Annotated in this window: 18 protein-coding genes; 8 read left to right on the top strand and 10 right to left on the bottom strand. The window is 62.9% G+C overall.

What is annotated here, in order from left to right; genetic code table 11:
- The first annotated feature begins 205 nt into the window (after positions 1-205).
- The 5 genes from hslV to HT585_RS30655 all read left to right on the top strand — a co-directional run bounded on the left by hslV (position 206) and on the right by HT585_RS30655 (position 5,206).
- Complete coding sequence (hslV, locus tag HT585_RS30675) at positions 206-763, top strand: ATP-dependent protease subunit HslV (RefSeq protein ID WP_077505445.1); 558 nt, start codon at positions 206-208, stop codon at positions 761-763.
- Entirely contained in the window at positions 753-1,274 is a 522-nt protein-coding gene (locus HT585_RS30670; protein ID WP_176356558.1) for a GNAT family N-acetyltransferase, read from the top strand. Before hslV ends, HT585_RS30670 begins: the two co-directional genes overlap by 11 nt.
- On the top strand, positions 1,271-2,575 hold the full coding sequence (gene hslU / locus HT585_RS30665; RefSeq protein WP_176356557.1) for an ATP-dependent protease ATPase subunit HslU: 1,305 nt from the start codon (positions 1,271-1,273) through the stop codon (positions 2,573-2,575). The genes HT585_RS30670 and hslU overlap by 4 nt, the downstream gene beginning before the upstream one ends.
- 218 nt (positions 2,576-2,793) lie before the next feature.
- The gene (locus HT585_RS30660; protein ID WP_343214117.1) at positions 2,794-3,738 is read left to right on the top strand and encodes a DUF1402 family protein; all 945 of its coding nucleotides are present in this window, start codon (positions 2,794-2,796) and stop codon (positions 3,736-3,738) included.
- A 73-nt stretch (positions 3,739-3,811) separates the two neighbouring features.
- Positions 3,812-5,206: a cytochrome P450 gene (locus HT585_RS30655; protein WP_176356556.1), complete on the top strand. Its 1,395-nt coding sequence runs from the start codon at positions 3,812-3,814 to the stop codon at positions 5,204-5,206.
- Here the strand turns inward: HT585_RS30655 and HT585_RS30650 are convergent.
- A complete protein-coding gene (locus tag HT585_RS30650; protein WP_176356555.1) occupies positions 5,160-5,780 on the bottom strand; it encodes a hypothetical protein in 621 nt (206 codons plus the stop codon). The genes HT585_RS30655 and HT585_RS30650 overlap by 47 nt on opposite strands.
- A gap of 142 nt (positions 5,781-5,922) precedes the next feature.
- Here HT585_RS30650 and HT585_RS30645 point away from each other — a divergent pair, with 142 nt between their 5' ends.
- Positions 5,923-7,926 carry a hydantoinase/oxoprolinase N-terminal domain-containing protein gene (locus HT585_RS30645; protein ID WP_176356554.1) on the top strand — a complete coding sequence of 668 codons (2,004 nt, stop codon included), beginning with the start codon at positions 5,923-5,925 and terminating at the stop codon, positions 7,924-7,926.
- Between the two features lie 115 nt (positions 7,927-8,041).
- Complete coding sequence (locus HT585_RS30640; RefSeq protein ID WP_176356553.1) at positions 8,042-10,213, top strand: malate synthase G; 2,172 nt, start codon at positions 8,042-8,044, stop codon at positions 10,211-10,213.
- A 32-nt stretch (positions 10,214-10,245) separates the two neighbouring features.
- Here the strand turns inward: HT585_RS30640 and HT585_RS30635 are convergent, their stop codons facing one another.
- Complete coding sequence (locus tag HT585_RS30635) at positions 10,246-12,183, bottom strand: HAMP domain-containing methyl-accepting chemotaxis protein (RefSeq protein WP_176356552.1); 1,938 nt, start codon at positions 12,181-12,183, stop codon at positions 10,246-10,248.
- A 269-nt stretch (positions 12,184-12,452) separates the two neighbouring features.
- Positions 12,453-13,142 carry a L,D-transpeptidase gene (locus tag HT585_RS30630; protein ID WP_176356551.1) on the bottom strand — a complete coding sequence of 230 codons (690 nt, stop codon included), beginning with the start codon at positions 13,140-13,142 and terminating at the stop codon, positions 12,453-12,455.
- A 182-nt stretch (positions 13,143-13,324) separates the two neighbouring features.
- Here HT585_RS30630 and HT585_RS30625 point away from each other — a divergent pair, with 182 nt between their 5' ends.
- Positions 13,325-13,864, top strand: coding sequence for an MmcB family DNA repair protein (locus tag HT585_RS30625; protein WP_176356550.1), 540 nt, complete (start codon positions 13,325-13,327; stop codon positions 13,862-13,864).
- Here HT585_RS30625 and HT585_RS30620 read toward each other — a convergent pair whose 3' ends face one another.
- The 7 genes from HT585_RS30620 to HT585_RS31620 form a co-directional block, all read right to left on the bottom strand.
- Complete coding sequence (locus tag HT585_RS30620; protein ID WP_025425369.1) at positions 13,865-14,449, bottom strand: ActR/PrrA/RegA family redox response regulator transcription factor; 585 nt, start codon at positions 14,447-14,449, stop codon at positions 13,865-13,867. It abuts the gene before it with no gap.
- A gap of 83 nt (positions 14,450-14,532) precedes the next feature.
- Positions 14,533-15,837 (bottom strand): ActS/PrrB/RegB family redox-sensitive histidine kinase, encoded by a 1,305-nt coding sequence (locus HT585_RS30615; protein WP_176356549.1) that lies wholly within the window; start codon positions 15,835-15,837, stop codon positions 14,533-14,535.
- Between the two features lie 41 nt (positions 15,838-15,878).
- Positions 15,879-18,338, bottom strand: a complete 2,460-nt coding sequence (gene hrpB, locus HT585_RS30610) for an ATP-dependent helicase HrpB (RefSeq protein WP_176356548.1) — start codon at positions 18,336-18,338, stop codon at positions 15,879-15,881.
- On the bottom strand, positions 18,335-19,000 hold the full coding sequence (locus HT585_RS30605; RefSeq protein WP_246708017.1) for an ATP-binding cassette domain-containing protein: 666 nt from the start codon (positions 18,998-19,000) through the stop codon (positions 18,335-18,337). Before HT585_RS30605 ends, hrpB begins: the two co-directional genes overlap by 4 nt.
- Positions 19,001-20,677 carry an ABC transporter permease gene (locus HT585_RS30600; RefSeq protein WP_343214116.1) on the bottom strand — a complete coding sequence of 559 codons (1,677 nt, stop codon included), beginning with the start codon at positions 20,675-20,677 and terminating at the stop codon, positions 19,001-19,003.
- A gap of 33 nt (positions 20,678-20,710) precedes the next feature.
- Positions 20,711-21,937 (bottom strand): ABC transporter substrate-binding protein, encoded by a 1,227-nt coding sequence (locus HT585_RS30595; protein WP_176356547.1) that lies wholly within the window; start codon positions 21,935-21,937, stop codon positions 20,711-20,713.
- Between the two features lie 55 nt (positions 21,938-21,992).
- Positions 21,993-22,377, bottom strand: a 385-nt coding sequence (locus HT585_RS31620) for a hypothetical protein (RefSeq protein ID WP_210270631.1), incomplete at its 5' end; no start/stop codon positions are given.

The following is a 22,377-nucleotide window of genomic DNA, read 5'->3' as shown; positions in this document are numbered from 1 at the left end:
CTGGAGCCGCTCCTTATCAGGGGAGAGGGAAAATATCCAGAACCGCGGCGGAGATTCGACCGATTCGGGGAGGTGTCTGATTTACGGCAAACTGCGTGGCTCACCGGGATTTGCAATCGCGCAAGAGGCACTTACATAGGCTTCAAGCAACCAGGCTCGTTCGAGCCCCCAACGCCCCTGGTTCTGGGGCCGACAGGTATCTTCAATGAGTGAACACAATCCCTACGGAACGATGCACGCGACCACCATCATCACGGTGCGCAAGGACGGCAAGGTGGTGATGGCCGGCGACGGTCAGGTCAGCCTTGGCCAGACGGTGATGAAGAGCAATGCCCGCAAGGTCAGACGACTGGCCAAGGGCGACGTGATCGCCGGCTTTGCCGGCGCGACGGCCGATGCCTTCACACTTCTGGAGCGGCTCGAAGCCAAGCTCGAGCAATACCCGGACCAGCTTATGCGCGCGGCCGTGGAACTCGCCAAGGACTGGCGCACCAACAAGTATCTGCGCAATCTCGAAGCGATGATGCTGGTCGCCGACAAGTCGATCACGCTGGCGATCACCGGCAATGGCGACGTGCTGGAACCGGAACATGGAACGATCGCCATCGGCTCGGGCGGCAATTATGCCTTTGCCGCGGCCCGCGCCCTGATGGACAGCGACAAGTCGGCCGAGGAAGTCGCGCGCCGGGCGCTCGAAATCGCAGGCGACATCTGCGTCTACACCAACCACAATATCGTGGTGGAGACGCTGGATGCCCAATGACCAGGCCCATGTCAGCTTCGAACGGGTGGCCGATGGCCACCTGCCGATGCTGCATGCCTGGTTGAGCGAGCCGCATGTGCGGCAATGGTGGGGTGATCCGGACAAGGAAGTCGCTTTGATCCGCGACGGTTGCGCGACGGGCGAGGTGGATGGCTTCATCTTCCACGTCTCGGGCGCGCCGGCGGGCTATATCCAGTCCTGGACACCATCCGAATATGACGAAGAGCCGTGGGCGAAGGATCTGCCCGGCGATGTCCCCGGCGTCGATATCTTCATCGGCCCGCCGGAGATGACCGGGAAGGGCGTTGCGTCGCTGGCTTTGCGGGCCTTCGCGCAGACGCTTTTTGCCGCCGGCGCGCCGCGGATCGTGATCGACCCCGATGCCGGCAACAGAAGGGCCGTCAGGGCCTATGCGAAAGCGGGCTTCGTGCCCTTTGGCGAATGGATAGATGCGTCCGGCCGCACGCTCCTGATGGAGCTGACGCGGACCGAGTTTGAGAGGACTACATGAGTATTTTTTCACCCCGGGAAATCGTGTCGGAACTCGACCGTTTCATCATCGGCCAGAATGACGCCAAGCGCGCAGTGGCGATCGCGCTGCGCAACCGCTGGCGGCGCCAGCAGCTCGGTGACGATCTGCGCGACGAAGTCATGCCGAAGAACATCCTGATGATCGGACCGACCGGTGTCGGCAAGACGGAAATTTCCCGCCGTCTGGCCAAGCTCGCGGGTGCGCCCTTCGTCAAGGTCGAGGCGACCAAGTTCACCGAAGTCGGCTATGTCGGCCGCGATGTCGAACAGATCATCCGTGACCTCGTCGAGGTCGGCATCGGTCTCGTGCGCGAAAAGCGACGCGCCGAGGTCAAGGCAAAGGCCCACCAGAATGCCGAGGAGCGCGTTCTCGATGCGCTGGTCGGCGCCACCGCCTCGCCGGCGACGCGTGACAGCTTCCGCAAGAAGCTGCGCGCCAACGAGCTGGACGACAAGGAAATCGAGGTCGATATCGCCGAGACCGGCGCACCGGGCGGCTTCGAAATTCCCGGCATGCCCGGCGCCAACATCGGCGTGCTCAACCTGTCGGAAATGTTCGGCAAGGCGATGGGCGCACGCACCAAGAAGGTCAAGACGACAGTCAAGGCTTCCTATGATGTGCTGGTCAACGACGAGTCCGACAAGCTGCTCGACAACGAGCAGATCCAGCGCGAGGCGGTGAGGGCGGTCGAGGACGACGGCATCGTCTTCCTCGACGAGATCGACAAGATCGCGTCGCGCGAAGGCGGCATGGGCGCCGGCGTGTCGCGCGAAGGCGTGCAGCGGGACCTCTTGCCACTGGTCGAAGGCACGACGGTCGCGACCAAGTATGGACCGGTGAAGACCGATCACATTCTCTTCATCGCCTCGGGCGCGTTCCACGTGTCGAAACCATCGGATCTTCTGCCCGAGCTACAGGGCCGCTTGCCGATCCGCGTCGAGCTGCGGGCCCTGACCAAGGAAGACTTCCGCCGCATCCTGACGGAGACCGAGGCAAGCCTCATCCGCCAGTACAAGGCGCTGCTTGAGACGGAAGAAGTGAAGCTCGACTTCACCGAAGATGCCATCGATGCGCTTGCCGGTGTGGCTGTCCAGCTGAATTCGAGCGTCGAGAACATCGGCGCGCGGCGGCTGCAGACGGTGATGGAGCGCGTGCTGGATGAGATCTCGTTTAACGCTCCGGACAGTGCCGGCCAGGCGGTCACCATCGATGCCGAGTATGTGCGCAAGCATGTCGGCGATCTCGCCGCCAATACGGATCTGTCGCGTTACATTCTATAGCGCCATCGTTCCATCCTGGAACGACCGGACGTGGCGGCAATCCCTTGCCGTCAAGTGACTCATGAAGATGAAAGGCGCCTGTCCCTCGACAGGCGCCTTCATTTTTTCTAACACGGTCGGGCAATCGATTGTGGGGGGAGGCATCTTTCCGACATGATCTTGTCGTAGGAGCCGCGCCGCCGGATAGGCGTCTCCACCGTTGATAGGAAGAAGAGATCGTGCGTTTTACCGCCTGCATGCTCGCTATCGCCACGTTTTGCCTGACCGCAGGCCAGACGATGGCGGCCAATGTTGTTCCGCCGGGCAACCGGAATGTCGAACAACCCGGCATCCCAGGCGCATCCGTTCGCCGCACCAAGGCCGGCCGCACCTCCTTCGACGCCAAATTCGAGAAGGTGCGCGACCTGCTTGCCAACGACAAGCAGCTGATGAGCAAGATCAAGTCGACGTCGCGCGCCTATGGCATTGCGCCGATCCATATGATTGGCGCCATCGTCGGCGAGCACACCTACAATGTCGATGCCTACGACCGGCTGCAGTCCTACTACGTCAAGGCCGCCGCCTATGCCGGCAACAGCTTCCAGTTCGGCTATGACGGCGAGACCGTGGCCGAGTTCGTCGCCCGTCCGCAATTTGCCGACTGCACCGGCAAGAAGAGCTCCTATTCCCTGTGGAGTTGCCGCGAGAGGGTCTGGGACGGCGAGTTCCGCGGCAAGTCCGTCGGCGGAAAGTCTTTCCCGAACAATCGTTTCAGTGCAGTCTTCTTCCAGCCCTTCTTCGCCGGCCAGACCTTCGGCCTCGGCCAGATCAATCCGCTGACCGCCCTGATGTTGACCGATATCGTCGCCAAGACGTCAGGTTACGAGCGGCTTGACGAGACCAATGCCGCCGGCGTCTACGAGGCGATCATGGATCCGGATGTCTCGCTTGCCTATATGGCCGCCTCGATCCGTCACTCGATCGATGTCTACAAGTCCATCGCCGGCGTCGACATTTCAGGCAATCCCGGCATAACCGCCACGCTCTACAATATCGGCAATCCCGATATCCGTGCGGCCGCCCTTGCCGCCCGCAACCAGGGCGGCGAGATCCAGTGGCCGGAGGAAAACTATTACGGCTGGCTGGTGAACGACAAGCTGGCGGAACTCGAAAGCCTGCTGTGATACAGCGGAAGCACCTTCCTTGATTGCGCCGTAAAAACCTGAAATCCTGGCGCAATCGAGAAAGGCAATCACCATGGACATGCGTCCGGAGCCATTCGAACCACCGGCTCCCACTCCTCGGGTCGGCGTGCCGTCCTACCTGAAGATCATCAAGACCGTTCTGCGCAATCCGCTCGAACTCTGGGGCGAGCCGTCGTACACGCTGCCGTGGATCGAGACGAAGTTCATCACCCAGCGCACCCTGATCGTCAACGATCCCGGCCTCATCCGCTATATCCTCGTCGAAAACGTCAGCAATTATGAGATGTCGAAGGTCCGGCGATTGATCCTGCGCCCAATCCTGCGCGATGGTCTGCTGACCGCCGAAGGCGAGATCTGGAAGCGATCGCGCAAGGCTATTGCGCCGGTGTTCACACCACGCCACGCCAAGGGATTTGCCGGCCAGATGCTGCGCCGGTCGGAAGAGTTCGTCGAGCGCTACGCCGCGGCGAAGGTGAAGCCGTTCACCACCAATGTCGCCAGCGACATGACCGAGTTGACCTTCGACATCCTGGCGGAAACGTTGTTCTCCGGCGAGGTCGCGGTCGAAAGGGAGGGCTTCGTCCAAAGTGTCGAAGAGCTTCTGCACCGCATGGGCCGCGTCGACCCGATGGACATACTGCTGGCGCCGGAATGGCTGCCGCGGCTGACGCGCATCGGCGGCAAGAAGGTGATGAACCGCTTCCGCACGATCGTTTCGGAAACGATGGCATTGAGGCGACAGCGCATGGCGACGGACCCCACCGGCACGCCCAACGATTTTCTCACGCTGTTGCTGCAGACCGAGGGCGCGAACGGGCTTTCAACCGAAGAGATCGAGGACAATATCCTCACCTTCATCGGCGCCGGGCATGAGACCACCGCCCGAGCGCTCGCCTGGACGCTCTATTGCGTCGCCAATACGCCGGCTTTTCGCGAGGCGATGGAGACGGAAATCGACGGCGTCATGAAGAGCGGCGCCGACCCGGTCGAGTGGTTGACCCTGATGCCGCATGTGCTGGCGGCCTTTGAGGAGGCGATGCGGCTCTATCCGCCGGCACCGTCGATCAATCGCGCCGCCATCGAAGAGGATGAATGGACGTCGCCGACGGGCGAGCGCGTCAGGATACCCAAAGGCATCGCCGTTCTGGTGATGCCGTGGACGTTGCATCGCCACGTGCTCTACTGGGATCGGCCCCGTGCCTTCATGCCCGAGCGCTTCCTGCCGGAAAATCGCGAGAAGCTGCATCGCTTCCAGTATCTGCCGTTCGGTGCCGGGCCGCGCATCTGTATCGGCGCCACCTTCGCGCTGCAGGAGGCCGTCATCGCTCTCGCCGTCCTGATGCACCGGTTCCGCTTCGACGTCACCGACGAGACGAAACCCTGGCCGGTGCAGCGGCTGACTACTCAACCGCGGGGCGGCTTGCCGATGCGGGTTTCGGCTCGCTGAAGGTCTTGCCCGGAATGGGCGATTGCACGCCGCGCACCGGCGAATCGGCCGGCATCGGCTGTGGCAGCAGCTTCGATGGTTTCTTGATCGTCTTGATTGCCGCACAGGTGGCGTCCCCGACATTGTCGCAGGGCTTGTAGACGACGATCTCGCTGCCGGCGCCATCGTCCCACACCGCCTGGATCGTCAGCGTCTTGGCCTCGTTGGCGGCAAGCGAGATATAGACATATTCGGCGGTTTCGTCGGCGGGCAGGTTGAACGGGATCTGTGGATTGCATTTCGCCAGCGGAAAGCGCTTGTCGAGCGCGTCGGAATTGATGGAGTATCGGATTTCCGATAGCCGGCAATGCATCGTCTGCAAGGCGGTAAAATAGATCAGTTGCCGGTCGTCATAGTTGCGAAACTGGATCCAGCCGGTCTGCTTGTTGGCGTCGAGCATCGCCTTGTAGATCGAGACATCGGGCAGTTGCGGCTTGTATTCTTCTTCCTCGGCGTCCTGCGCGCCGCCCGGCTGCGAAAAGAGCAACCCCACAGCAAGAATGCCGGCGACGGTCGACCCCCTGGAAAATCTCATGCTGCTCCCCCTTCGCATCATGTCGCACCGATGACCGCGAATGTCCTCGACACGATGGCCTTCTCTTCCATTATGTCATATCACCGGATCGATCCCCAATGAACCCGGGGCTGCCCCGGCCGAAACACTGGACTGGTTCGAATTGACGTCCCATTTTCTTCTCGGCATCGATACCGGCGGAACCTACACCGACGCGGTCCTCTTTAGCGAAACGGCGGGCGTGGTCGCCAAGGCAAAGGCGCTGACCACGCGCCACGATCTGGCAGTCGGAATTTCCGGCGCGGTCGAGCAGGTCCTGCAGAAGGCGGACGTGCCGGCTTCGGCCATCAGCCTCGTGTCCCTGTCGACCACGCTTGCCACCAACGCTCTGGTCGAGGGCCAGGGCGGCCGTGCCGGTCTGGTGATGATCGGCTTTGGTCCTGAGGATTTGAAGCGCGACGGGCTGCAGGATGCACTCGGCTCCGATCCGGTCATTTTCCTGCCCGGCGGTCACAACGTTCATGGTGGCGAAACGCCCCTCGACATGACCGCGCTGGAGGAAGCCTTGCCGATTTTGGCCGAGCAGGTGTCTTCCTTTGCGATCGCCGGCTATTTCGCCGTGCGCAATCCCGCCCATGAGCAGCGGGTGCGCGACCGTATCCGCGAAGTCTCGCATCTGCCGGTAACCTGCAGCCATGAGCTGTCGTCCAAGCTCGGCGGGCCGCGCCGGGCGCTGACGACGCTCCTGAACGCCCGTCTCGTCTCGATGATCGATCGGCTGATCGGCTCCTGCGAGGGCTTTTTGAAGTCCCGCGGCATCGATGTGCCCATGATGGTGGTGCGCGGCGATGGCGCCCTGATTTCGGCCGAGGAAGCAAGGCTCCGACCGATCGAGACGATCCTCTCAGGTCCTGCCGCAAGCCTCGTCGGCGCGCGGCATTTGACCGGGCTCGACAATGCCGTCGTCTCTGATATCGGTGGCACGACGACGGATGTCGCGGTGCTCGATCGCGGTCGACCGCGGCTCGATGCAGAAGGCGCCGTGGTCGGCGGTTTCCGCACCATGGTGGAAGCAGTCGCGATGCGCACCTATGGTCTCGGCGGTGATTCGGAAGTTCGCATCAACGATCGCGGGCTGAAGGCGAAGATCGATCTTGGTCCCAGGCGGCTGATGCCGCTCAGCCTTGCCGCCGCGCTGCATGGCGAAGCGGTGCTTTCGGTGCTCGAAAAACAACTGCGAGCGCAGCATGCCGGCCGCAACAACGGCCGCCTGGCGGTTCGCACCGGCCTGCCCGACCATCTGGCAAGCGGCCTGCAGCCGCAGGAGCAGGCGCTTTACGAGCGCATCGGCGCTTCGCCGATCTCGCTTGAAAACCTTCTGACGTCGACGCCGCAGCGCGCAACGCTGGACCGGCTGGTGGCGCGCGGTCTGGTGCATATCTGCGGACTGACTCCCTCCGACGCCATGCATGTGCTCGGCCGCCAGTCGCAATGGTGCAGTGAGGCTGCGCGTCTCGGCATTGAGCTTGCGGCACGCACCCGCGATGGCTCCGGTCAGCCGATCGCCGCCTCTGCCGAGGCGATGGCCGAGATGATCGTCGATCGCGTTACGCGCCAATCGTCCGAAGTCATCCTGCAGGCCTGTCTTGGCGAAGACGGCGCGGGCGCCATCGACCCGGCGGTTTCGCAGGCAGTCGATCGCGCGCTGAGGCGCGCACCAGGCATCGTCCGCTTTTCGCTCGGTCTCGACCGCCCGCTCGTCGGCCTGGGCGCTTCGGCGCCGGTCTATTACCCCGCCATTGCCGACATGCTCGGCACCGACGCGGCAATCCCCAATGAAGCCGACGTCGCCAATGCCGTTGGCGCCGTCGTCGGCCAGGTCAGGGCGTCTGTCACCGTGTTCGTCACCATGCCGGAAGAGGGCATCTTCATCGTCAACGGGGCAGGGGTGAGCGAGCGTTTCCTCGATCAGGACCGGGCCTTCTCAGCCGCGCGCCGACGCGCCGAGACAATGGCGCTCGAGACAGCACGCACCAGCGGTGCTGACGAGCCGGTCTCGATGCTGCGCGAAGAAATCGACGCCCCCGAAGTCGAAGGAAACCGCAAGCTGGTGGAAGCGCGCTTCATTGCACAGGCGAGCGGCCGGCCACGCATTGCTCATGGATGATCTTTTCCATTTTGGAAACAATTCTTCGCATCCTTGCTGAATTGACAGGGAATGAATTGATGAGAAACTGCCGGCCTTTCACGCGCGCGAGTGGCCTGTTTCAAGGAGTAAGATAATGGACCGCATTGAGAAGTTTGGATTGAAGATCGATGCAGGTCTGCATGACTTTCTGGTGAATGAGGCGATGCCGGGCACCGGCGTCGATGCCGAACGGTTCTTTGCCGAGCTGTCTAAGATCGTCCATGACCTCGCACCGAAGAACCGCGCCTTGCTTGCCAAGCGCGACGACCTGCAGGCGAAGATCGACGCCTGGTATCGCGACAATGGCGCGCCGAACGACCTTGAAGCCTATCAGGGGTTTCTGAAGGATATCGGCTATCTCCTGGCCGAAGGGCCGGAGTTTTCGGTATCGACAGGCAATGTCGATCCGGAGATCGCGACCATCGCCGGCCCGCAGCTTGTCGTTCCCGTCATGAATGCGCGCTATGCGCTGAACGCTGCCAATGCGCGCTGGGGCTCGCTCTATGACGCGCTCTACGGCACCGATGCGATTTCCGAAGAGGACGGTGCGGAAAAAGGACGCGGCTACAACCCCAAGCGTGGCGCCAAGGTTATCGCCTGGGCGCGCGACTTCCTCGATGCGAGCGCGCCGTTGGATAGCGGTAGCTGGAAGGATGTTTCATCCTTGACGGTCGCTTCCGGCAGCCTTGTGGTAACGCTTGCCGGTGGGTCGAAGACGAGGCTTCGCAATTCCGAGCAGTTTGCCGGCTGCGCAGGTTCACCCGACGCGCCGTCGCAAATCGTTCTCCGGCACAACAACCTGCATGCCGTCGTCGTCCTCGATGCGACGACACCGATCGGCAAGGATGATCCAGCCCATATTTCCGACGTCATCCTCGAATCGGCGATCACCACGATCATGGACTGCGAAGATTCGGTTGCCGCCGTCGATGCCGAAGACAAGGTGGTCGTCTACCGCAACTGGCTCGGCCTGATGAAGGGCGATCTCGAGGAAGAGGTCGTCAAGGGCGGCCGCAGCTTCACGCGCCGCCTCAATCCCGACCGCACCTACACGGCGCCGTCCGGCGGCACCCTGTCGCTTCCGGGCCGCTCGCTGATGCTGGTGCGCAATGTCGGCCACCTCATGACGAATCCGGCTATCCTTGATCGCGACGGCAACGAGGTGCCGGAAGGCATCATGGATGCGATGGCAACCGCGCTGATCGCGCTGCACGATATCGGGGAAGGTGGCCGCCGCATGAACTCGCGCGAAGGTTCGATGTACGTCGTCAAGCCGAAGATGCACGGGCCGGAAGAAGTTGCCTTTGCCTGCGAAATCTTCTCGCGGGTCGAGGCGGCACTCGGCATGCCGGCCAATACCATGAAGATTGGCATCATGGACGAGGAGCGCCGCACCACGGTCAATCTCAAGGAATGCATTCGCGCCGCGCGCGAACGCGTCGTCTTCATCAACACCGGCTTCCTAGATCGCACCGGCGACGAAATCCACACCTCGATGGAAGCAGGCCCGATGATCCGCAAGGGCGACATGAAGCAGGCCGCATGGATCGCGGCTTACGAAAACTGGAACGTCGACATCGGCCTCGAATGCGGCCTTTCCGGCCACGCGCAGATCGGCAAGGGCATGTGGGCCATGCCCGATCTGATGGCGGCGATGCTGGAGCAGAAGATCGCTCACCCGAAGGCCGGCGCCAACACTGCATGGGTTCCGTCGCCGACGGCTGCCACCCTGCATGCGACCCACTACCACCGGGTCAATGTTGCCGACGTTCAGGCTGGCCTGAAGAGCCGGGCACGCGCGAAGCTCAGCGATATCCTCTCGGTTCCGGTCGCCACCCGTCCGAACTGGACGCCGGAGGAAATCCAGCGCGAGCTCGACAACAATGCGCAGGGTATTCTCGGTTACGTCGTGCGCTGGGTCGACCAGGGCGTTGGTTGCTCCAAGGTGCCCGATATCAACAATATCGGCCTGATGGAGGATCGTGCCACGCTGCGCATTTCCGCCCAGCACATGGCCAACTGGCTGCATCACGGTGTCGTCACCGAGGCACAGGTGGTCGAGACGATGAAGCGCATGGCCGCTGTCGTCGATGGCCAGAACGCCGATGATCCGCAGTATGTCGCCATGGCCGGCAATTTTGACGGATCGATCGCCTTCAAGGCGGCGCTTGAGCTTGTCCTCGAGGGTCGCCAACAGCCGAACGGCTACACCGAACCGGTCCTGCACCGCCGTCGCCGCGAGCTGAAGGCCAAACTGGCGGCCTGATCGGGCCGCCAGCTGAATTCATCGAGGCTGGGTCAGAACTCGGCCCAGCCTTCGGTGGCCAACGCAGTATTGCCTTGCACCAGTGGCGCAACAGGTCGTCTTGCGGCCGGGCGGGCATTGCTGTCAGCGTATTGATGGGCGCCAGCGGCGCGAGGCGCGGTTCTGCGCGCTCCCGATTGGGGCGAGACGCTGGTTTCGCCGGACAGTTGGAACCTGTCGATCAGGGCTCGAAGGTTGCTGCCCTCCTGGGCAAGCGTCGCCGAAGCGGCATTTGCCTCCTCGACCATGGCGGCGTTGCGCTGCGTCACCTGGTCCATCTGGTTGACGGCCGTGTTGACCTCTGCCAACCCGACGGATTGTTCCCGTGCCGATGTGGCGATGGCCGCCATATGTTCGTTGATGGTGATGACGTGCGCCTCGATGGTCTTCAGCGCCTCGCCGGTATCGCGCACCAGCCGTACGCCGCTTTCGACTTCCGAGCTGGAGCTGCGAATCAGTTCCTTGATTTCCTTGGCGGCTTTTGCCGAGCGCTGCGCCAGCTCGCGCACTTCCTGTGCCACGACCGCAAAGCCCTTGCCGGCTTCACCCGCCCGTGCTGCCTCGACGCCTGCATTCAGCGCCAGCAGATTGGTCTGGAAGGCGATTTCGTCGATCACGCCAATGATGCTGGAAATCTGGCTGGATGATTCTTCGATCCGCCGCATCGCCTCCACGGCATTTGCAACGACGACGGCAGACTGCGTCGCGCTGGTCTTTGCTTCGCCGGCAACGTCGCGGGCTTCCTCGGTACGTCGCGAAGAATTGCTGACATTGGCGGTGATCTGGTCGAGGGCTGCAGCCGTTTCCTCCAGGGATGCCGCCTGCTGCTCCGTGCGTTTCGACAGGTCGTCGGCGCTCTGGCTGATTTCGCGGGTGCCCAGGCCGATGTTGCCGGCGCTGTCGGCAACGGCGAGCATGGCATCGTTGAGCTGGCCGGCAGCCTTGTTGAGGTCGTGACGCAATTGCTCGAATTCGGCGGAGAACGGTTCGTCCAACCGGACGGCAAGATCGCCGTCGGCCAGCCGCTGCAAGCCTGTCGCAAGACCTGATGTTGCCTGCACCAGCCTCTGCTGCGCGGCCCGTTCGGCCTCCGCTTGCATTCTCGTGCGTTCGGCTTCTCCGTTGCGGCGGCTTTCCTCGGCTTCCGCCTGCAGGCGAAGGTTGGATCGGGCAGCTTCCCGGAACGATTGGATGGCGCGGGCCATCTCGGCGATCTCGTCCTTGCCGGTCACCGCAGTGCCGTCATCGTCGAGATGGCCGTCGATAAGTTTGCGCATCGCGCCGATCTGTCGGCCGAGTGGGCCGATCACGCCGCGTGAAACAACCAGATACGTTCCGGTTGCCAGCACGAGGACGAGCAGGATGATACCGATGCTGAGCACCTGCACGGTTTCGAACTCACGATGCTGTGCCTGAAAGACCTCATCCGACAAGTGAACTTGCAGATCGGAAATCTCCGAAATGGTCTCGGTCAGCGGATCGATGGTTTCGTAGAGCGCCGTGCGAACGAAGCTGTCGAGCGCAGCCGAATCACCCTCGGACAGGATCTTGGTCAGCGTCGCGATCGAATCCATCGCGATCACCATCTGCTGCTTGGCTTTCTCGACAAGCTTATGTTCCTCTGGTGTCATCGAGGTCGCGACATAGGCGTCCCAATTGGCCGTTATCACCTGACGCGCATTGTTGACCGATGCGAGGCCCGTCGCCATCGTCTCGTTGCCGTTGCGCACCTTGTGCGCCGCATCGACGATGGAAACGGCAAAGGCGTCCGATGTCGCCTTCAGATTCTTCAGCGGCACGATGCGGTCGGCATAGATCGCATCCATCGTTTCGCTGTTTTCTGCGAGCGCATGCTGGCTGTAGACGGCAATGCCGATCGCGATGAGTGACAGCAGTGCGATCGCACTGAGGAGCTTGGTCTTGATCAGCATGTCCGGTCCCTTTGGTTAGGCGTCTATCGGCCACACTTTTTAGTTAATTAGATAATGCTTGCTTAATAACGTGCTGAAATTTCGGTCTTATTGCGCGCTTTTTGAACAAATCGTCGAGGCGGATTCAGATGTCGGCCACCCTGATTTGAGGCGTATGAAGCAGAGCAACTCTGCGTATCAACAACGACGGAATATCGTCGGGGATATGCGGCCAACAAAAAAGCCGCCGAGGGTCCCGGCGGCTCTGATCGCATAATTCAGGTTGCGTTTTACTGCTGGACGACCACGCGTGCGTTCTTGCCCGGACGGACCCGCGAATAGAGATCGATGATGTCCTGGTTCATCAGGCGGATGCAGCCGGACGATGCGGCCGTGCCGATCGACGACCACTCCGGCGTGCCATGCAGGCGGAACAGCGTGTCCTTGCCCTGATCGTTGAAGAGATAGAGGGCGCGCGCGCCGAGCGGGTTCTTCAGACCCGGGCCCATGCCTGCCTCGACATACTTGGCCACTTCCGGCTTGCGCTCCGCCATTTCCTTCGGCGGGTGCCACATCGGCCATTCCTGCTTCCAGGCGATATAGGCTTCGCCCTCCCATGCAAAGCCGGCCTTGCCGACGCCGATACCGTAGCGAACGGCCTTACCGCCGGGCAGCACGTAGTAGAGGAAGCGGTTCGGCGTATTCACAACGATCGTGCCGGGGCGCTCGTTCGTCGAATAGTCGACGATCTGGCGATGGAAACGATTTTCGACCCTGTTGATGGGAACGGCGGGGAGCGCATAGCCGTGATCCTCAACTGCGCCATAATCACCCGAAAAGATCTGGTTAGAAGCGACCTGTTCCGCAACGGGAGCAGGCTCACCGCCAGCCGTCTCGGACTTGGTCGAAGTTGTCGAGCAGCCGGCCACGGCGAGTGTCGCCGCCAGGCTGCACAGGAGGAAGGCATTGCGGAAGCGCATAGGAGTCTCTTAAATAAGAAGCGAAGAAAAACTGGGTCGGCCCGACCGTCAGTGAATCCGGTTATTTTCGATTAGTTGCCGCTATGCAAGGGATTGCGCGGCAACAAGGCGGCGGGAAAGTGTAAATTCCGTGACGCTGGCTTTTTTGCAACAAAAGCGGTGACGCACGAGAGTCTAGGCGAATGACAATTCTCTCAATCCATGGCGACAACCCTCTCGTGGACGGTCGGCAATCGAATCGCGCGCTCATGGTGCGCCGCGGAGTCCAGCGACTTTTCGCCGAACTTCGGCACTCGGTGCTGCCCGAACTCACACTCGCCAGCGGCCGTCGCGCCGATCTCATCTCTTTGTCGGTAAAGGGCGAAATCTGGATCGTCGAGATCAAGACGTCGATCGAGGATTTTCGGGTGGATCGGAAATGGCCGCAGTATCGGCAGCACTGCGACCGACTGTTCTTCGCCACCCACGGCGACGTTCCACTCGATATCTTTCCGGAAGATTGCGGCCTGCTGCTCTCGGATGGTTATGATGGGCACATCATCCGTGACGCACCGGAACATCGTCTCCCACCGGCCACCCGCAAGTCGGTGCTGCAGCTCTTCGCGCGCACGGCAGCACAACGGCTGATGCTGGCGGAGTGGGCTGCCGAGCGCAACGGCGAGCTCGGCAACTCGATTCGCGATATCGTGTCCGGCTCCCGCGACGGGTCCGCCGAAGGCTGATTATTTTGGCGCGCGCTTGGCCAGGATGCGCTGAAGCGTCCGACGGTGCATGTTGAGCCGGCGTGCCGTCTCCGACACGTTGCGCTCGCACATTTCGTAAACACGCTGAATATGCTCCCACCGCACCCGGTCGGCCGACATCGGGTTTTCCGGTGGCTCCACCCGTTCGCCCTGGCGCTGCACCAGCGCTGCGAAGATGTCGTCGGCGTCGGCCGGCTTGGCAAGGTAATCGACCGCTCCGAGCTTCACGGCATTCACGGCTGTCGCAATGTTGCCGTAGCCGGTCAGCATGATCATGCGGGTGTCGTCACGGCGGCTGCGGATCGCCTCGATCACGTCGAGACCGCTGCCGTCGCCGAGCCTCAGGTCGATGACCGCGTATTTCGGCGGGTTGCCCTTTGCCTTGGCGATGCCTTCTGCAACGGACTCGGCGATATCGACGGTGAAGCCGCGCGCTTCCATGGCGCGGGCGAGGCGTCGAAGGAACGGCGCGTCATCGTCGACGAGCAGCAGCGTTCTGTCCGGTCCGATCAGTTCGGCGTCCTGGGCGTGTGTGCTGGGCGATGCTGTCGATTTTTCGGTCATTCTCGCAATCCTTGGGCGAAAATCGGGACGTTTTCACCGAGATTATAGGTTTCCTGTCACGCGGTTCAATAAACTGCCAAACGTCATTTCGCCAGTTTCGTATCCATCAGCGCACGCGGCCATTCGACGCTGACCTTGGCGCCGGGTCCATCCGCGCCGCCGTTCTCGAAGCGCAGGCGCGCGCCGGAGCGCTCAAGCAGGGTCTTGGCGATGAACAGGCCGAGCCCGAGGCCGCCGGCGCTGTCGTCCTTCTGCCGCCGCGTGACATAGGGTTCGCCGATACGCATCAGAATATCGGGGGCAAAACCGTCGCCATCATCGGCGATCGTCACTTTGACATGTTCGGCCGTGTGCTCGACCGTAACCGTTACCTGCTTCTTGGCGTAGTCGACCGCATTTTCGAGCAGATTGCCGAGCCCGTAGAGAATGCCGGCGTTGCGGTTGCCGACCGGCTCGGATGCCTTGTCGCCCTTTTCGACCAGATTGATGTGAATGCCGAACTCGCGGTGCGGCGCCATCACTTCTTCCACCAGCGAGGAGAGCGGCAAGAGCCGCATATGCTCTTCGCTCTCGGAGGACAGCGTCGTCAGGCGTTTGAGAATGTCGCGGCATCGTTCGCTCTGGCTGCGCAACAGGTGCACGTCTTCGCCGAAGCGCGGATCATCGCCGAGTTCGCGTTCCATTTCCTTGGCGACGACGCTGATCGTGGCAAGCGGCGTGCCGAGTTCATGGGCGGCGGCCGCCGCCAGGCCGTCGAGCTGCGAAAGGTGTTTTTCGCGCTGCAGCACCAGTTCGGTCGCCGTCAGCGCCTCCGACAGTTCGCTCGCTTCGAGTGAGACGCGATAGGTGTAGAAAGCGGCAAAGGCCGTCATCGACACGATCGCAAACCAGATGCCGGCCGTCAGCACGCGCGGCATCAACAGGAGAGTTCCCGGATACCAGGGCAGTGGGAAGGGCGAGAAGGCGAGCGCCGTGACGCCGATCACCGCAAGGCCGGCGAGAACGATGCTGTGCGGCTTCGGCTGCGAGGCCGAGGAAATGATGACGGGCACGCACAGCAGCGGCGCGAACGGATTGGCAAGCCCGCCGGTGATGAAGAGCAGGCCGGTCAACTGCGCCAGGTCGAGCCCGAGCAGCGCGAAAGCGGCCGGCGGCCGCAAGCGGTGCGTCGGCGGAAAGCGCAGCGTGAGGTAGGTATTGACCAGGGCCAGGGTGGCTATCAGCACCAGGCATGAGAGCAGGGGCAGCGGAAACTGCAGCCACAAGGTGGTGATGATGACGGCGATCGACTGGCCGCCGACCGCAAGCCAGCGAAGGCGGATGAGCGTCTGCAGCCGCAGGCTTCTGTTGGAGGTCGGATCATTGTGTTCCATCGCCACTGCCGTCATGCGTGCTCTTATTCCTTTAGGGTCCCGTACGGGGTGTTGCCTCATGTACCACGCGGTTTTGCCCGTGTCGTCGGCGCGGCTTCCGCTGGGTTCTCCGGCCACGGGTGCTTGGGATAGCGCCCGCGCATGTCGGCGCGGACATCGCGCCACGACCCGGCCCAGAAGCCCGGCAGGTCGCGTGTCGTCTGGATCGGCTGCCGGCCGGGCGAGATCAGTTCGAGCAGCAGCGGCAACCGGCCATCGCCTATGGCAGGGTGCTTCTTCAGCCCGAACAGTTCCTGCACCCGGATGGAAAGAAGCGGCTCGTCGCCGTCGTAGTGGATCGGATGCCGCTGTCCCGTCGGCGCCTCGAAGTGGGTCGGCGCCAGCTTTGCCAGCTCCCGCTGCCGGTCGTGCGCAATCAGCGACAGCAATCCCTCGGAGAGTGCGCCGGACTTGATGTCGGCAATAGCGGTGATGCCATGCTGGAATGGAACGAACCAGTCCTCAAGGCGCGCAAGCAGGGCTTCGTCGGAGACGTCGGGCCAGGGTTCGCCGATCGAGCGATGCAGGAAGCCGATGCGATCGCGCAACTGCATCGCCTCCTTGGAAAACGGCAGCACAGCAAGACCAAGCTGCCGAACGCCATCGGCAAGTGCGCGCGCCGCACTTTCGCCGGTCGGCCTTGGCAATGGCGCCTCCTCGAAGATGATGGCGCCCAGCCGTGTGACGCGGCGCGCCCGCACCTGGCGGCTCGCCCGGTCGAAGACGCTTTGTTCTTCGCGCACGATCGCTTCAGGCATATGCGCCTCGACGTCGGCGCGCGAAAGCTCGGCTGCCGCCAGTACGCGCTGCCCGCCGGCCCGACCCGTGAGATCGGCGATCACAAGCATGTTTGCCGCCGCGAGCCGCTCGGTTTCGGCGATTTCCGCGCCGCGACCGTTGGCCATCACGAACCGCCCGCGTCCTCCACGTTGCAGCGCGATACGGTCCGGGAACGCGTGCATCAACAAGGCACCGGGCTGGACCGGTTCGTTCGATCTTGGCCCGCCTTTGAGTTCCGCCGCCATCCGGCGGGCGAGGTTGCGGGAGGCTTCGGCCCGTTCGCCGCGCTCCTGGCGAAAGCGTCGCAGCCGGTCTTCCAGGTCGATGGCGTTGCCGCCGAGCCCTTGTTCGGTCAGCATGACCGCCAGCAGGCAGGCGGCCTCGCCCTGGCCTTCCTCGGCTGCCGAGACAGCCATCGCCGCAAGGCGCGGTGGCAGGGCCAGATTGCGGATCTTGCGTCCCCTTGGCGTCAATGCGCCCGAGCCGTCGAGTGCTCCGAGGTCCGTCAGCAGCTTTCGCGCTTCCGCAAGCGTGGTTTCCGGCGGCGGATCGATGAAGGCGAGCGCCGCTGGATCGGTGACGCCCCAATGCGCCATGTCGAGCAGCAGCCCTGAAAGGTCGCTTGCAAGAATCTGCGGCGGCGTGAAGGCGGCAAGGGCCGCGGTCTGGCCGGCATGCCAGAGGCGGATGGCGATCCCGGGCTCCGTTCGCCCGGCACGGCCGGCGCGCTGGTCGGCCGACGCGCGCGAGACGCGCACGGTTTCCAGTCGGGTGATGCCGGTGGAGGCTTCGAACACCGGCAGTCGCTGCAGGCCGCTGTCGATGACGATCCGCACGCCATCGATGGTGATCGAGGTTTCGGCGATCGAGGTGGCAAGGACGATCTTGCGCGTACCCTTCGGCGCCGGCCGGATCGCCGCATCCTGCTCCTTCTGCGTCAGGTTTCCGTAGAGCGGAACCACCGTGGTCTCTGCCCCGAACCGGTCGGCAAGCCGGGATGCCGTCCGAGTAATTTCGGCCTGTCCCGGCAAAAATGCGAGGATCGAGCCCTGTTCACTGCGATGCGCATCGGTGATCGCGCGAACGACGGCGTCCTCGACGCTCTCGCCGCCGCGATCCTGGTTGCGGATGTCGATCGGAAAGCTGCGCCCCTGGCTTTCGACGACGGTTGCATCGCCGAGCAGTTTTGACACGCGCGCCACATCAAGTGTCGCCGACATGACGATGATCCTGAGGTCGTCGCGTAGTGCCGACTGAACGTCGAGCGCCAGCGCCAGACCGAAATCGGCATCCAATGATCGTTCGTGAAATTCGTCGAACAGCACTGCGGAAACGCCTGTCAGCTCCGGATCGTCGAGAATCATGCGGGCAAAGACGCCTTCGGTCACCACCTCTATCCGGCTCTTGGCGGAGATCCGGCTGTCGAGCCGCATGCGGTAGCCGACGGTTTCGCCGACCTTCTCGCCGAGCAGTTCCGCCATCCGGCCGGCCGCCGCCCGGGCGGCGAGCCGCCGCGGTTCGAGCAGGATGATCTTGCCGCCCATCAGCCAGGGCTGGTCGAGCAGGAACAGCGGCACGAGCGTCGTCTTGCCGGCTCCGGGCGGCGCCGAAAGCACGACGGAGCGAGCCTGATCGAGGGCCGCGCCGATCTCGCGCAGGACGTCGCGAACCGGCAAAGCTGGCAGGGTAAGCGTCACGACTTCGTCTCCGCTCCGATATGGATGAGCGCACCACCGGCGGCGTCCGCGTCCGCTCTGTCATGGGTCACAAGAATTGTCGGCAAGCCAGCCGAGCGCGCCTTGGCAAAGACCAGTTCGCGCGTCTGCTGGCGCAAGGCCATGTCGAGCTTTGAAAAGGGCTCATCGAGCAGCAGCAGGCGGGGCTCGGAGAGAAGCACGCGCTGGAGCGCGACACGTGCCTTTTGCCCGCCCGACAAAGTCTCCGGATCGCGGTCGAAGAAGCCTCCAAGACCAACTTCATCGAGCGCCTCTTCGGCCAGTCGGCGTCGGCGGTCTCGGCCACTGATCACCTCGGGGATGGCAAAGACGATGTTGCCGCCGACCGAAAGATGCGGGAACAAGAGCGGGTCCTGGAAGAGAATGCCGGTGTGGCGCCGTTGCGGCGGCAGGCCGATCAGATCGTCTTCTCCGAGAAGAACTGCGCCGCTGGCGACGAAGGCAGGGTCGAGGAAGCCGCCGATATAGGCAAGCAGCGCCGACTTGCCGGCGCCCGACGGTCCCATGATCGTCAGCACGTCGCCGGGCATCACCGTCGCCGAAACGGAAAGCAGCACTCTGCCCGCGAGCCGGATGGTCACATCGGACAAAGTTAGAGCCATCGTCTTGCCCGGTGTCTGCATTCAAATCCTCATTGCCCGTCGGTGGCGGAATAGCAATTGCGGCACCAGCGATGCAACGAGAAAACCGAGGAAGGGTAACAGCGCCTGCAGCAGCGCATAGACGCCGATGACGCGCCGATCGCCGCCTGATGAAAGCGCCACGGCCTCGGTGGTGATCGTCGTCACCCGTCCAGCGCCGATCAGCACGGTCGGCAGGTAGAGGCTGACGGAGACTGCAAAGCCGACGGCAAAGGCGGTGAGACAAGCGCGAAGCAGCATCGGCAGCCGGATGGTGAGGAGGATCGCCAGCGGTGACTTGCCCAGACCGGACGCAATTTGCTCGTAACGCCGGTCGAGCGCCCGCCAGGGCGGCCCAAGTGACAAGAGCACATAGGGCAGAACGAAGATCAGATGCAGAGCGGCAACCGTGGCGATCGACGGTGAAAGCCCCACCATCGCTGCCAGGATCTGCAATCCGAACACGAAGGTTATCTCCGGAACCAGCAAGGGCAGAAAAACGGGCAGCCAACGATCGGCGGAGCGGTGCGCGCTTCGCGATAGCAGCCCGATGGCGATCGCAAGGGCGACGAGCGAAGACAGGAGAGCGATGGCGATGGTGGTTGCCAGAGGTCCGGCGAGCGCCCCAAGCGCGCGGTCCCAGGTTCTGAACGTGAGGCTTGTCGGCAGACGATCGGGAAAGGGCCAAAGGCCTGCGACCGACCACAGTGCCAGCAGTCCGAGACCGATGAAGATGAACGCAGCGGACACAGCCATCACTGACGCTGCGGCCAGGCGAAGAAGCCCGTCGCCGACAAGTCGTTTTCCCGAAGAACTGAGGTGCTGGTGGCAGATACGGCCAAGCCGTTCGACGCCGATCCAGATCGCGATCGCCATCAGGCCGAGCGCAAGCTGCAGAACGGCGCCTGCCGACGCGAGGAAGCGGGTGCCGATGTCGTCGTCGGCGAGCCACCGGGCGATACGCACCGGCAAGGTCGGCGGCAATTGCGGCCCGAGGATCATCGCGACGTCGACGACCGAGGTCGCGTAGACCAGCACCGCGAAAACCGGCAACCGGACCTGCCGGTAGAGCAGCGGCCAGAGCGCGATGGCAAAACCCGACACCCTGCTATAGCCGAGCGCCGTCATCAGGCGCCGCGCATTCGCGACCGGCAACTGCGGCAACGCGGCCAGCATCACCAGCAGCAGAAAGGGGATCTCCTTGGCGACGAGGCCTGACATCATCGACAAGCCGAGCGGATCGTTGGGGATGAGCCAGTCCGGGGGGCGGGTGAAGCCGGTGAGTTCGGGAGAGATGATCCGAAGCAGAATGCCGGACGGCGCGATCAGGAAGGCGATCGCAAATGCCGATGCGGCATGCGGAACGGCGAGCAGCGGCGATAGCAGGTGCTGGATGACGGCGAAGGGCCGCGTACCGGCAAAGCCGGCGACGAAGGTCGCGACCACCGTCAGCGCGATGAATGTGCTGGTCAATCCAGCGACAAGACTGATCAGCGCCGAGCGCAGGATATGGGGTTGGGCGGCAAGCGCCTCGAATTGCTGAAGTGTCGCCTGCGTGCCGCCGAGTGTCGGCAGGTAGCCGAAGGCCGGAAGCAGCGTGCCGGCGAGCCCGGCCAGCACCGGCAGGCATAATATCACCTTAAGGCCGGTGCCGATGCGCGAATGCACGGCGCTTCTCACAGGGGTATCCGTCGGTAGCGCCGGCGCTTGCTGTCAATTGGCGGCGCCATACCGGCGGATCCAATCGGCTTCGATCCGGGTCATCCAGTCCGGATGCGGTTCGGCAAGCGCCGGACCCAGTTGATCTGGCGGCAATGTCGCGACGCCGAGATCCAGCGCGGCGAAGGCTGCACGGTCCGCATCCGGCAGTTTCGACATTGCCAGCACGGTCGGGTCCCCCCAGACCTCGGCATCCTGCTTGCGCAACTGCGCTTCGGGCGAGATCAGGAAATCGGCAAGCAGCAGCGCACCCGCCTTTGCATTGGCATTATAGGGAATGGCGACGAAATGGGTGTTGCCGAGCGTTCCGGCGGGAAAGACGAAGGAGCGCACGCTTACCGGCAACTCGCCATTGGCGATCGCCGCGGAAGCTTCCGCCGGATTGAAGGCGAAGATTATGTCGAGTTCCCCATCCGCCAGCTTCTGCTTCATATCGGGATAGTTCTGCGGATAGGCCTTTCCCTGGCGCCAGAGATGGGGTGTCAACTGGTCGAGATAGGCGAAAAGCGGCGCGACATCCTGTTGAAACGTTGCCTCGTCTACCGGCTTCAGCAGCTTGCTCCTGTCTGCGACGAGTTCGATCAGTACCTGCTTTAGAAAAGATGAACCTATGAAATCCGGCGGCTGCGGATAGGAGAAGCGCCCGGGATGGGTCTGTGCCCAATCGAGCAGCTCTTTTGCCGAGGTGGGCAGCTCAGCGGCCGGCGTGCGGGCCTTGTCATGGAAGAAGACCAGCTTGGCGCCGCCCCACGGACTTTCGAGCCCTTCGGTCGGTACGGTGAAGTCGGTGAGAACAGTGGGTTTCGTCTCGTGGTCGACATAGGCCCAGTTTGGAAGCCGGGTTGCCCAACCAGGGGTGAAAAGCAGGCCCTGCCGCTTCATGGCGGCAAAGTTCTCGCCATTTATCCAGATAAGGTCGACGCTGCCTCCGGCATCCTTGCCCGCCGATTTTTCGGCAAGCACAGTGGCGACGGACTTGGCCGTGTCGTCGAGCTTCACATGCACGACGTCGACACCATAGCGCGCCTTCATCTGTTCGCCCGTCCAGGCGATATAGGCATTGATGTTGGCAGCACCGCCCCAGGCGTTGAAATAGACCGTTTCGCCCTTGGCTTCGGAAACGACCGAAGCCCAATCGTCGATGTCGAGAGCGGCTGCCGGCCCGACAAGGCCAAGTGTCACGGCGACTGCCGCTGCCCATCGTCTTGCCCATCCGGCCATGCCCGCGCTCCTCGTTTGCTGCTTCGGCGCGAAGGTAAGCCAAGGCCCCGCGGCGTCAATGCGCGCCGTCGGCCACGACCGTCACGTTTCGGTGAAACGCACCGGGTGAACGGCGGCATGATTTTCCCCAAAGAACCTGGCGATCGGCGCGATTGTCACCCTTTTGCGCAGGCATCCGGGAGATATCAGGAGGAGCGCAGGCATTTTTCCGGCTGAAGGCCCCGTTTTTTGACCATCTGGACAATGATTCTGGGCATGCCCGCCGCCATTTGCGGGATCGTGCCCGCCCTGTTGATAACCTCCGTTCGAATTTCCCCTTTATTTTCAGTTGATTGTCGTTTCTTGTCAGTTTTTTGAAATTGTCTGTTGACGTGTTCGAGGTGTGGGGTCTATAAGCCCGATCACTGACGAGGGCGGCGGCGCTGCTGGCGACGATGTCC

The organism is Ensifer oleiphilus, from assembly GCF_013371465.1.
In the GTDB taxonomy this organism is placed as follows: Bacteria; Pseudomonadota; Alphaproteobacteria; order Rhizobiales; family Rhizobiaceae; genus Ensifer; species Ensifer oleiphilus.
This window is presented reverse-complemented; position numbering and strand designations above follow the sequence as displayed.